Annotated in this window: 12 protein-coding genes and 1 riboswitch; of the genes, 8 read left to right on the forward strand and 4 right to left on the reverse strand. The window is 37.5% G+C overall.

Features of this window, described 5'->3' with window-relative positions; genetic code table 11:
• Positions 1 to 223 precede the first annotated feature (223 nt).
• The 8 genes from B3P17_RS06465 (at position 224) to B3P17_RS06500 (ending at position 10167) form a co-directional block, all read left to right on the forward strand.
• Complete coding sequence (locus B3P17_RS06465; RefSeq protein ID WP_252638887.1) at positions 224 to 1507, forward strand: metallophosphoesterase; 1284 nt, start codon at positions 224 to 226, stop codon at positions 1505 to 1507.
• A 190-nt stretch (positions 1508 to 1697) separates the two neighbouring features.
• Positions 1698 to 2276, forward strand: coding sequence for a 50S ribosomal protein L25/general stress protein Ctc (locus B3P17_RS06470; RefSeq protein WP_252638888.1), 579 nt, complete (start codon positions 1698 to 1700; stop codon positions 2274 to 2276).
• Positions 2277 to 2292: 16 nt separating this feature from the next.
• Positions 2293 to 2856 carry an aminoacyl-tRNA hydrolase gene (pth, locus tag B3P17_RS06475; protein ID WP_252638890.1) on the forward strand — a complete coding sequence of 188 codons (564 nt, stop codon included), beginning with the start codon at positions 2293 to 2295 and terminating at the stop codon, positions 2854 to 2856.
• Positions 2857 to 2963: 107 nt separating this feature from the next.
• Entirely contained in the window at positions 2964 to 3383 is a 420-nt protein-coding gene (locus B3P17_RS06480; protein ID WP_252638892.1) for an RNA-binding S4 domain-containing protein, read from the forward strand.
• A 115-nt stretch (positions 3384 to 3498) separates the two neighbouring features.
• Positions 3499 to 3624, forward strand: a riboswitch (cobalamin riboswitch).
• Between the two features lie 188 nt (positions 3625 to 3812).
• Positions 3813 to 4028, forward strand: coding sequence for a cysteine-rich CWC family protein (locus tag B3P17_RS06485; RefSeq protein ID WP_291104552.1), 216 nt, complete (start codon positions 3813 to 3815; stop codon positions 4026 to 4028).
• 255 nt (positions 4029 to 4283) lie between these two features.
• Complete coding sequence (locus tag B3P17_RS06490; protein ID WP_252638893.1) at positions 4284 to 6017, forward strand: phosphoenolpyruvate carboxykinase; 1734 nt, start codon at positions 4284 to 4286, stop codon at positions 6015 to 6017.
• A gap of 154 nt (positions 6018 to 6171) precedes the next feature.
• Positions 6172 to 8802, forward strand: coding sequence for a phosphoenolpyruvate carboxylase (gene ppc / locus B3P17_RS06495; protein ID WP_291104556.1), 2631 nt, complete (start codon positions 6172 to 6174; stop codon positions 8800 to 8802).
• Positions 8803 to 8943: 141 nt separating this feature from the next.
• Positions 8944 to 10167, forward strand: coding sequence for a 3-phosphoshikimate 1-carboxyvinyltransferase (locus B3P17_RS06500; RefSeq protein WP_252638896.1), 1224 nt, complete (start codon positions 8944 to 8946; stop codon positions 10165 to 10167).
• 4 nt (positions 10168 to 10171) lie between these two features.
• Here the strand turns inward: B3P17_RS06500 and era are convergent, their stop codons facing one another.
• Genes era through B3P17_RS06520 form a run of 4 tightly spaced genes read right to left on the reverse strand, consistent with a single transcriptional unit; the run spans position 10172 to position 12709 of the window.
• Positions 10172 to 11053: a GTPase Era gene (era, locus tag B3P17_RS06505; protein ID WP_252638898.1), complete on the reverse strand. Its 882-nt coding sequence runs from the start codon at positions 11051 to 11053 to the stop codon at positions 10172 to 10174.
• Between the two features lie 17 nt (positions 11054 to 11070).
• Positions 11071 to 11604: a KdsC family phosphatase gene (locus B3P17_RS06510; protein ID WP_252638899.1), complete on the reverse strand. Its 534-nt coding sequence runs from the start codon at positions 11602 to 11604 to the stop codon at positions 11071 to 11073.
• The gene (locus B3P17_RS06515) at positions 11604 to 12374 is read right to left on the reverse strand and encodes a Rossmann-like and DUF2520 domain-containing protein (protein WP_252638900.1); all 771 of its coding nucleotides are present in this window, start codon (positions 12372 to 12374) and stop codon (positions 11604 to 11606) included. Before B3P17_RS06515 ends, B3P17_RS06510 begins: the two co-directional genes overlap by 1 nt.
• Complete coding sequence (locus B3P17_RS06520; RefSeq protein WP_135105092.1) at positions 12374 to 12709, reverse strand: LiaF transmembrane domain-containing protein; 336 nt, start codon at positions 12707 to 12709, stop codon at positions 12374 to 12376. The genes B3P17_RS06515 and B3P17_RS06520 overlap by 1 nt, the downstream gene beginning before the upstream one ends.
• Positions 12710 to 12713 lie beyond the last annotated feature (4 nt).

The raw sequence follows: 12713 nt of genomic DNA on the forward strand, positions 1-12713 counted from the left end.
CTTTTTTATATAAAGCCAGGATATCAAAACTTTGATAATATAGAGTGTGTTTTTGGGTTAAGATACTTCTAAATTCTTTTATTAATAACAATTCCTCATCAATATTACCGCTTCTTTCAAAAGCTTTTATATATTTGTCTTATATTGTGTCTAAGATACATAATGCGTGAATGCAATTTTTACAATACATACAATTTAGAGTTATTAATTTATTCTTTTTAATATGATGAAGACATTGAGATATTTAGGATATGTCATGGCTGCATTTCTAGCTATGGCATCTTGTACTAGTGATACAGAATCTTCAGTTGTTAAGGAACAAAGTTTATATCCTTATTTTGCTGTTATATCCGATATACATGTTGGACGTCCCGATTCTAAAGAAAAAATAATTAAAACGCTGAAGCTTATTCAGAGTGGCGACAAGCAGCTGGACGGAATATTTGTAGTAGGGGATATTACAGATCAGTCAACAGAAAACCAATACAACGGACTAATACAACTCTTTGACGCTCACGTACCGAAGTCAACACCGGTTTATTATATGCTCGGCAATCACGATCAGGTATGGCTGGATGGTGATCCCGAAGCCCGATATTTAAGTAAACTGAAACAACCTTTACATCAATATGTAGAAATAAAAGGATTTCCATTTATTACAATAAGCGTTAGGAGTATGACTTCATATCTATTCTATACTCAGAAAGAGGTTGATTTTCTATCTGCTGCATTGGAAGATGCCAGCAAGAAATATCCAAACAGTCCCGTATTCGTATTTGCCCATGCAGGAGTTACAAATACTGTATATGGTACAGGTTGGAACGAAGGATGGGGCGTTTCTCATTTAGCTTCGGTACTCGAAAAATATCCACAGGTTGTTTTATTTTCGGGACACTCTCACTTTCCGATAGGAGACCCTCGGTCTATCCATCAATCAAAATTCACATCAGTAAACCTAGGGAGTGTTACTTATAGTGAAATCGAAGCAGGCTTTTCAGAGGGAGAGCACCCCCCGGGGAACGGTTATGTGACAGAAGCAGTTATAGTTTCCGTAAATGAAGACATGAGTGTAAAATTACAGAAATTGGATACATACCGAAATGAAGCAATACTTCCCGATTGGATTTTATGGGCTCCGCACAATGGTACAATGTTTACTTATGCCAACCGTAATGGAGGAAGTGCTCCTTCTTTTAAAAATGCTGATAAGCCGACAATAAGTGAAATAAAAGCGAATAGTTGTAAGGTGGCATTTCCACAAGCTACCGACAATGAAGTTGTACATCATTATATTCTAAAAGTTGTAAACAGTGATGGAAATGTATTTAAGCAAATGACACTGTTTTCTCGCTTCTATCTCAATAGTGATATGCCTGAGAGCCTTGATACAAATATTACAGACTTGCAACCGGCTACAAAGTATACAATAAAAGTGATAGCAGTAGATTCGTACAAAAACAAGTCGACGGAAATAACAAGTGCTGAGTTTATAACCAATAGCATATAACAGGCTACTTTCAATGTACTCTTTTTCATTTAATATTTGTCGATTGTGGTCTTCTATAAAATATTACTTTCATAAACATTAGGAAAAAAGATGTAGAATATTTATCTTTGCACCGCTTTTATAAGCCCGTACGTGTGATGGGAATAAGGAAGCAATCCTTAATTTGAGTAACACAATTTAAAATTAAAAGATGAAAACGTTTGAATTAAAAGGAGAAGCCAGAACAGATCTTGGCAAAAAAGCGACAAAAGCATTTCGCAAAGAGGACAAAATCCCTGCTGTAATTTATGGTGGAGACCAAACTGAAGCAATTGCTTTTACTGTTACAAACAGCGATGTTCGCAAACTTGTTTATACTCCTGAAATTTTCCTTGTAAACCTAACAATAGGGAAAGACAGTTATAAAGCTATATTGAAAGATGTACAGGTACATCCGGTAACAGATGCTATCTTGCACCTTGACTTCCTCCATGTATTTGAAGGCAAACCAATTGTAATGGACGTTCCTGTTATTTTGGACGGACTTGCAGAAGGTGTAAAAGCAGGGGGTAAACTTTCACTTGACTTGCGTAAGATTAAAGTAAAAGCTCTTTACGATAAGATCCCTGAGAAAGTACACGTTGATGTAACAAATCTTGCTCTTGGAAAATCTATCCAGGTAGGTGAACTACACTTCGAAGGACTTGAACTGTTAAATGCTAAAAATGCTGTTGTTTGTCGCGTTCAATTGACTCGTGCTGCAAGAGGTCTTGCTGCTAAAAACGGCTAATAATAGGATATATTGAATGAAATACTTGATTGCCGGCCTCGGTAATATTGGTAGAGAATACGAATATACCCGCCACAATATAGGATTCAGAGTATTGGACGCTTTAGCTAAAGCGTCCAATATTGTTTTTGCTGACAGGCGTTATGGCTTTGTGTCTGAACTAAAGGTCAAAGGACGTACTCTTATTCTGCTAAAGCCATCTACTTTTATGAATCTTAGCGGAAATGCTGTTCGTTATTGGCTCAACCAAGAAAAGATACCGATAGAAAATCTTTTGGTTGTTGTAGATGATCTTGCTTTGCCTTTTGGTTCTTTACGTCTCAAAGGAAAAGGCAGTAGTGCCGGACATAACGGACTGGGTAATATACAATCTGTTCTTGGTACTCAAGATTATGCCCGCCTACGCTTTGGTATAGGTAACGAATTTTCTCGGGGTGGTCAAGTCGGCTATGTGCTCGATAATTTCACTGACGAAGAGGAAAAAGAGCTTCCAGTGAAACTGGAAACCTGTGGCGAAATAATCAAAAGCTTTTGTCTGGCAGGTATCAACAATACCATGAACCAATACAATAATAAATAAACCAAAGAAGTTAGAAACGGATATCTTTCGTCTCTAATATATAACTTTGATAAATGAAGTGAAGCTGGTCTTGTTTACGGACGTACTGGCAAAATTCTGATTTTATTATGAAAGAACCTAAAAACGAAGTACGTATAGACAAATGGCTGTGGGCTGTTCGTCTTTTCAAAACTCGTTCTATAGCAATAGAAGCATGTAAAAAAGGACGTGTCTCGATCAAAGGAGTTACTATAAAACCCTCTCGATCAATTAAAGTAGGTGATGTGATAGAAGTGCGACGTCCTCCGGTTACTTATTCCTTTGAAGTCCTCAACCTTTCGGAAAACAGAATGGGTGCGAAGCTTGTGCCCGAATTTATGAAAGATGTGACATCTGCATCTCAACTTGAAATATTAGAAATGTCTAAGGTGAGTGGTTTTGTAGATAGAGCCAGAGGAACAGGGCGACCAACAAAAAAAGATCGTCGAGAGTTAGATCAGTTTACTGAGGATTACTCTTTTTTTGATGATTGGGATTTGGAAGATTAAAAGCAGAAATTATTCTTCGAAACTTATTCCTTGCAGAACACACTCTTATGAAATAGTAATTCATTATACCATCAAAAACTTTCTTATTTATATTTGTTCTTATTTATAATTCTATATCTTTGTTACCATAATTGGTGTTATATATTCGAAGTCTTGGATATATAATGAAAAGGGAATCAGGTGTAAATCCTGAACAGACCCGCTNNTAAGTCAGAAGACCTGCCAAAAAAATAAATTTCATCTTTCGCGAAAAAAGATAGAAAGCTCAAGAGATTTTTCTCTGATTATAGAAAATTGATTTTGGTTGAAGTATTTATACTATGATCTCTTGCAATGTCATATTTCGGTATCTGCAAATGAGGTTGTATATTTTAAATAAACCTTCTCCTGATCTTATTATATATTCAATAACAATAAAAACTTACAACAATGAAAAAGATATGTCAAAGATGTTCGGCCGCTTTCAGCTGTAGAGAAGATCGCGTAGAATTGTGTAGCTGCCGTAGAGTTTCTTTAATTTCAGGGGTGCGCGATTATATAAAAGATAACTATAGTGACTGCCTTTGTCCTAAGTGTTTAAGCGAAACAAATACTTACTTTTTTGCCTTTGATGTTAATCCTAAATTCATAAAAGACAAAAAATAAAGTATTTATAAGCAACACCAATACAAGGTAATAGCAAAAACTTATTTTTAATTTACAATTTATTATAAATTTAGTCTTTAATTCGTTTAATTGTATAGGTAAGTTTCCTTAAATTTGATGTTGGAAAACAACGCAGTTTGAATGTTTTCAAATCAAGTATTGAAGTTTGCAATCTCCTGTCACAAATGGAGATAGGAGATTGCAAATCGATATCGAACCAGATAGAAATAATAACTATAATAAATAAAATTAAACATGTTACAAGAGTTTACTTTAGGCGAAGGAAAGGCGATTATCAACTTCACTCTTAAGTTTTGCGACACGAGGCAAAAAATATTAAATAGTTACGGTTTTCATCGGGTTATTGAAGCTTTTATACAAAGATTGAAAAAGAATGATGTCATTATCTACGATTATTATATCAAAGAATTCAAGACTGACGAAGAATTTCAAAAAACATTGATAGAAGCATTTAAGCTACTTACTGTATGTAATCCCGATGAGGTGCAAAATGTACATAACAAGTATGCTATCTTCTTCAACGATAAAGATTTATTTATAGAGCTTATAGAGCTTCTCTATGGCTTCTGGCGTAGAATGGAACGTTATACTATAGTGCATAACAATTCCATCAGCAGCGGGTTGCAAAGTGTACGTTTCTTGCATGCCAACGAGTTGTTCAATGAATTGGTACTTTCTATCTACCGCCGCATTCAAGAAACCGTAATGGGGTATCAGCATCTTGTGTATCGCCAGCTTACCGCAGGTGCAAATGCAGGGTTAACTCTTAGTGACATTACTTGGAACTGCCCAATAGAATACAATGGGTTGACTTCTATTCCGTTCATTACTTCTGTTATGTTTAAACCTCCGTTTATTTCGTATACAAAAAGAAATACACGCGACGGCATTTTTCAAGAACATACGACAAATCCTGTAGAAAATATTATACTGAATGAAGATGACTGGTTCTTATTTCCTGCTAAAGTAGGGAATATGCTGACCTTTGTTTATTTCCACAAGGATTATATGGTTCACGGATTTGCCTTATCCAATCTTTTTGAACTAGCTAAAGCCGGTGAATATATCGGTAAAAAACCCGATATAATATACGTGTTCGGATATCCTGATGGAATAGAAGAGAAACGTACTTTCTACTATAAGGATAAGAAAAATGATATTCTTATCGGTTACGCTAATCATTGCGACGATATCGACTATTTTGGCTATATGAAAAAAATGCTTCTTACACTTCATAACGTGAAGCAAATGGAGCAAGGGCGATTGCCGCTACACGGAGCTATGGTAAATATATTACTCAAGAATGGTACAGAAGCCAATATCGTTATTATAGGAGATAGTGGTGCCGGAAAATCTGAAAGTTTGGAAGCTTTCCGTACGCTTAATGAGAAATATATACGTCATATGCGCATTGTATTTGACGATATGGGTTACCTCAAAAAAGAAGAAGATGGTACGATTAAGGGGTATGGAACCGAAATCGGAGCATTTGTCCGTATCGACGACCTTGACCCTATGTATGCGTTCCAGCAGTTAGAGAGAGGTATCTATTCTAATCCTGACAAAATAAATGCTCGCATTACAATTCCTGCTGCAACATACGATGTTATCTCTAAAGGATATAAAGTAGATTATATCTTATATGCGAATAACTATACTGAATCTGCTCAGAAGATTGAGTTTTTTGATAATCTCGACGAAGCGATTAAAATATTTGAAGCCGGAGCCCGCAAAGCAAAAGGTACTACGACCGAAAATGGTTTGGTAACATCCTATTTTGCCAATCCTTTTGGCCCTGTACAAGAAAAGGAGCTTGCAGGCAAGCTGATCAAAGAATTCTTTAATGATATGAATAACAATGGTGTAAAAATAGGAGAGATATATACCTCGCTTGCTATTGACGGACATACTAAGGATGGACCTCAATTGGCAGCAGAAGAGTTGTTTACAATGATAAATAATGATTAAGTGGAGTGGAGATGAGTTAAGTATTAGCTCGTCTCTTTCTTCGATAAAATTTGCCTGACTACTCAACGCTTACTTAAACTTTTGATAATGTATGGCGTTAAATATTATAACGGAGAAAAATACAACTAATAATTAGAATAAACCTATGAACAATATGCAACAATCCTTGATGCACGACAATATCAAGATGCTTGGCCACTTGCTCGGAAAAACGATCAATGAGGCGAAAGGACAAGATATGGTCGACCTCATAGAAACAATCCGCAGGCTATCTAAAGCATCACACTCGGGTGATATTGAAGCACATAAATCGTTGGTTAAGACATTGCAAAATCTTAGGGATGAGGAGTTCTTGCCTGTAGCACGTTCTTTCAACCAGTTTCTTAACCTTACAAATACGGCAGAACAATATAATAGTATCTCTCCCCACGCACAAGGGGCTGAGAACCCGGTTAATTTTTCTGCAGTATATGAAAAGCTTAAAGCCGCTAACTATAGCGATAGCGATATAATCAAAGCAATAGAAGATATATCTATCGATTTGGTTTTAACAGCTCACCCTACAGAAATAAATAGACGCTCGTTGATCAATAATCTGAATCAAGTAGATCAATGCCTCAAGCTACTGGATCATGATGATTTGATCGAACATCAGAAAGTACAAATATTGCGCAGGCTCAAACAACTGATCGCTCAATATTGGTATACTGATGAAATTCGTCAGAATCGTCCTACTCCCAACGAAGAAGCAAAATGGGGATACGATGTAGTAGAGAATAGCCTTTGGGCTGCTGTACCTGCTTACATCCGAGAACTGGATCAGCAAATAAGAAATACACTTGCATATCGTATTCCGATCGATGCGCGTCCTATACATTTTTCATCATGGATGGGGGGCGACCGTGACGGGAATCCGAATGTGACAGCCAAAGTTACACATGATGTACTACTTGATAGCCGCCGCCGTGCTGCAACTCTTTTCTTATCAGATATAGAAATACTGGTGAAAGAACTATCAATGGCAACCTGTACGCTCGAATTCAGAAACTACATAGGAAACTATGAAGTACAAGAGCCGTATCGTGAGCTAATGAAAAAGTTGCGTACACAGCTTCGTAATACTATAGCTTACCTTGATGCCCGTATAGCAGGTAAAAATCCTGAACTAACAGAGGATATTCTCTACTATAATGAGCAATTATGGGAACCTTTGCATGAATCTTATAAGTCGTTAGTGGCTTGCAAGATGGATATTATAGCCGATGATAAGCTATTGGATACCATGCGCAGGGTTAAATGCTTCGGGCTTACTCTTGTACAAATAGATGTTCGTCACGAAAGTACAATTCATACTGAGACAATCTCAGAGATTACCCGTTATTTAGGATTAGGAGATTATGAAACATGGTCGGAAGATGAGAAGCAAGCTTTTCTTATCAGAGAGCTAAACTCTAAACGTCCTTTGGTTCCAAAAAATTGGGAGCCAAGTCCTCAAACGAAAGAAGTGCTGCAAACATGCAAAGTTATAGCAGAAACTCCTGAAGGGGTAATACCTACCTACATTATATCGATGACACGTACTCCGTCCGATATATTGGCGGTTTATTTGTTGTTGAAAGAAGCTGAGTGTCCTTATATATTACCCGTAACACCATTGTTTGAAACACTGAATGACCTCAATAATGCCAATGGTATTATGCAGCAATTGTTTAATATTAGTTGGTACAGAGGTGTTATCAAGAGCAAACAAATGATAATGATCGGTTACTCTGACTCAGCCAAAGACGCAGGATCTATTGCTGCCGGATGGGCACAATACAGTGCACAAGAAGCTTTGATCAAAAGCTGTCAAGAAGCGGGAGTATGCTTGACCTTATTCCATGGACGTGGTGGTACTGTCGGACGTGGAGGAGGACCTGCCAAAGTTGCTCTTTTCTCTCAGCCTCCGGGCTCATTAAAAGGCGGTTTGCGTGTAACAGAACAGGGCGAAATGATCCGCTTCAAATTAGGTATACCCGATCTGGCTATAAAAACGCTGGCTTTATATACTGATGCAATCTTAGAAGCCAACTTACTTCCGCCACCTGCACCAAAACAGGAGTGGAGAGACCTTATGAATAAGATGTCGGATATTTCTTGTACTATATATCAAGATACTGTACACAGGAATCCTGACTTTATTCCGTATTTTTATCAGGCAACCCCTGAGGCCGAGCTTGCTCGTTTGCCATTAGGTTCGCGACCGGCGAAACGTCGTCCCAATGGTGGCGTTGAAAGTTTGCGTGCCATTCCTTGGATATTTGGATGGACACAAAACAGGTTAATGCTTCCGGCATGGCTTGGAGCGGGAGAGGCCCTTCAGCAAGTTATAGATGAAGGGAATGTAGAGATATTAAAAACCATGTACAAAGATTGGCCTTTCTTCGGAACAAGGATTAATATGTTGGAAATGGTATTTGCCAAAGCAGACCCTCGTATATCGGCATATTATGACGAAAGGTTAGTGGAAGACAGGTTGCAAGATTTAGGGAAAAGGCTTAGGGCGCAGTTAGAGGGTGCAATAAAATCTACATTGAGAATATCTCAGGATGAATACTTGATGGAGAGCCTACCCGATATAGCAGAGAATATTGCAATGCGAAATATATATACCAATCCGTTGAATCTGTTGCAGGTAGAATTGCTTCATCGTTCGAGACAAGACAGTGAGCATTCTCCCGAACTGGAACTGGCACTGATGATCACAATATCGGGTATTGCCGCCGGAATGCGAAACACAGGATGATAACATTGTGATAAAATATATAGATTGTAAAAGCTCATAAAAATCAAAATATTTTTATTCGTAGAAAATGCTTAATCCATGTTTAAAAATTTGATCTTTATGGGTTTTTACTTTAATTTCGTATAGATAAATAATTATATCATGCAATATAAAATAGTGGCTCCAAAGGCCATAAATTCAACAATAGCACTGCCTGCATCTAAAAGCATAAGCAACAGAGCTCTTATTCTGAACGGTCTAAGTTTAAATGCTTCAACTCTGGAAAATCTTTCCGACTGTGATGATACGCAAGTTATGATAGAAGCCTTCCGTTCAGGCAGCAGCCTGATTGATGTAAAGGCTGCCGGTACATCTATGCGTTTCCTTACAGGATTGTTAGCTATAACACCCGGAGAATGGATAATAACAGGTACAGAACGTATGCAGGAACGTCCTATTAATATTCTAGTAGAAGCTCTTACTTCATTGGGAGCCCGCATTTCATATATTGCGAATATTGGATATCCTCCCCTAAAGATAAAGGGTACGGCACTGGATGGTGGTGACATATATTTGTCGGGAGATGTCAGTTCTCAGTTTATATCAGCACTTCTGATGATTGCCCCTACAATGAGTAAAGGGTTGACAATCCATTTAGAAGGAGATATTATATCCATCCCGTATATAAAAATGACATTGGGAATGATGTCTCAGTTTGGCGTAAAAGCACACTGGGAAGATAAAATAATCCGTATCCATCCACAAGAATACAGACCGACTCATTATGTAGTAGAGTCTGATTGGTCTGCTGCTTCATATTGGTACGAAATGGCTGCGTTAACAGACAATGCGCATATAGAACTGAAAGGATTGTTCAAAGAAAGTATGCAAGGCGACTCTAAAGTATCCGAGCTGTTTTTGGATTTAGGTGTTAATACCGAATTCACTGAAAACGGCGTTATATTGACTAAGTCGGATAGAATAACAAAGAAGATGTTCCATAATTTTGTGAATGAGCCCGATTTGGCACAAACCTTTGTTGTAACTTGTTGTATGATGAATATTCCTTTTATGTTTACAGGATTACAAAGCCTAAAGATAAAAGAAACAGACCGCATAGAAGCATTAAAAGCTGAAATGAAAAAGCTGGGATATCTTATTTATGACAGTCAAAACAGTATTCTCGAATGGAATGGTGAAAGATGTGAGCCAGAAACAGAAGCTGTTATCCGTACATACGAAGATCATCGCATGGCGATGGCTTTTGCTCCGGCTGCAATAAAAATGGGGCATATCAATATGGCTCATCCGAATGTAGTTACCAAGTCATATCCAAATTATTGGAATGACCTGAAAACTGTAGGATTTACGATAGAGGAAAAATAATATATCAATCTAAACGATATCCGAATTGGCGAAGTATGTTATCTCTGCTTCGCCAATCTTTTTCTACCTTGACGAATATTTGCAAGAATACTTTTTTATCAAAAAAACGCTCAATATCTTTCCGTGCCATTGTACCGAGTTTCTTCAAGGCTGCACCTTGATGTCCGATAACAATTCCTTTTTGTGTGTCACGCTCTACAATGATAAGAGCTCTTATATTTATTATATCTTTTTCTTCTTTAAACTCTTCAACAACGACTTCTACCGAATATGGAATTTCCTTTTGGTAATAAAGAAGAATTTTCTCACGAATAATCTCTGTTACAAAGAATCGGGCAGGGCGATCGGTTAATGCATCTTTCTCAAAATAAGGTGGTGATTCGGGAATAAGGTCTATAATCCGTTTCTTGACCACATCTGCGTTAAACTTGTTCAATGCCGAAATCGGATATATTTCCGCATTGGGAAGTAGTTCTTTCCACCGCAAGACCAAGTCTTCCAATTCTTTCTGATTTGTTTGATCTATTTTATTAATCAAAAGCAAAACAGGCGCTTCTACACCTTGTACTTTCTTTAGAAACTCTTCGTTTTTGTCTATTTTTTCGACAACATCAGTCATATATAGTAAGACATCAGCATCACTTAATGCAGATTCCGAGAAGTTAAGCATCGACTCCTGCAACTTGTAATTGGGACGCAAAACACCCGGAGTATCAGAATAAACAATCTGATATTCATCGGTATTCACTATTCCTAAAATACGATGACGAGTGGTCTGAGCTTTAGAAGTAATAATTGATACTTTTTCACCGACCAACAGGTTCATCAACGTTGATTTACCTACATTGGGGTTGCCTACTATATTTACAAATCCTGATTTATGCATTTTTATTTTTTATGTTTTTAGAATACGGCTGTCGAACTTAGCATTTCGGGTGTCATCCATTTGCCTTGTGCTTTCATCACTTGCTCTATGACATCACGGGCAACACCATCTCCGCCATTTTTATGCGAAATATATTGGGCTACACTTTTTATCTCAGGTGCAGCATTTGCCGGGGCAACAGCCAACCCTACAGCCTGCATTACCTGATAGTCTGGCAAGTCGTCGCCTGCATATATGATCTCTTCGGCTTTATAGCCTGTTTTTTCCATATAGTCGTTGAGGTCATTTATCTTAACCCTCGATTTGAGGTAAATATCATTAACCCCCAACCTGTTGAAGCGAAGACGAATATTATCTGTATCTGCTCCTGTGATAATGGCCACACTATAGCCGGCTTTTACTGCAAGGTTGATAGCATATCCATCTTTTATATTTACCATCCTTACCGGTGACCCATCTGAAGACAAAGGTATTGAATCGGGAGATAAAACACCATCAACATCAAATATAAATGCTTTTATTTTCTTCAAATCGTAATTTATTGTACTCATTATATGTCTTTTTTACCAAACCGATGAATACTTTCACTCATCAGTTTATAAATTTGTTTTATTTCGTCATCATCAATTAGCGACAAATGCTTCTCCATCACATTTTCATCGAAGCGTACAGCCGGACCTGTTTGGGCTTCTTCGGGAGATAAAGAATGTACTTTCAAGGCAGTTTCGTCAATCAACGGTAAGGCAATATCGAACGGCAAGTTTACTTTAGCCAAAACCCGTTTAGATAAAGTGTACATATGATTCGTAAAGTTGCAAGCAAATACTCCTGTAAGGTGAAGATACTTTCGCTCTTCTGTTGATAATTCTAATATTTGGGTTGACAACTGAGATGCTATGCTTTTTAGTTTTTCCAATGCTTGATTATCCGAAGCCTCCAGAAATATTGGAATGTCCGCCCAGGCAACTTTTCTATCTTTACTAAATGTTTGAAACGGATACAGTACTCCATATCGAGAAGTATATCCTTTAAAGACATTTATAGACATACTACCGGCTGTATGTGCCCATAAGCCATTATTTGACGGAAGACTAGCAATCAATTCGTCTAAAACAGAATCTTTTACCGAAAATATATATAAGTCAGCATCGCAGACAGCTAATGATATATCTGTAATAGGCGCAGCATCCACTTCCTTGGCCAAAGCGGAGGCAGAAGCTAATGTTCGGCTATAGACTTGTACAATATCAAAAGATTTGCTGTACAGCTCTTTTGCAAATTGTGTTGCAACATTTCCTGCTCCTATCAATACTACTTTCATTAGTTCTTCTTTTTGGCACTCAATACCATTGCCACTCCGGCAACGATCAATAACCCCGGAACAATAAGATTAGAATAATTATGCATCCAACCAAAGAACGTATCAGCATTAAGCAGTACTCCTATACCTAGGAATATCCAACCTAAAACTCTCTTAGGCTGAGTGAATAAGAACACAATCCCTGCTATAAGCAAAAAAGAACCTACTCCTATTAGTCTGTCTGCATAAGGTATTTTACTTAATACGTCTAACTTGTCCAGCATAAATAAAATACCGAAGATAAGTATGGTTATCCCATACGACAAACGGTCGTTTGACTTGCTATTAGTGGCCATAAGT

Source organism: Dysgonomonas sp. UBA7630, assembly GCF_002483985.1.
In the GTDB taxonomy this organism is placed as follows: Bacteria; Bacteroidota; Bacteroidia; order Bacteroidales; family Dysgonomonadaceae; genus Dysgonomonas.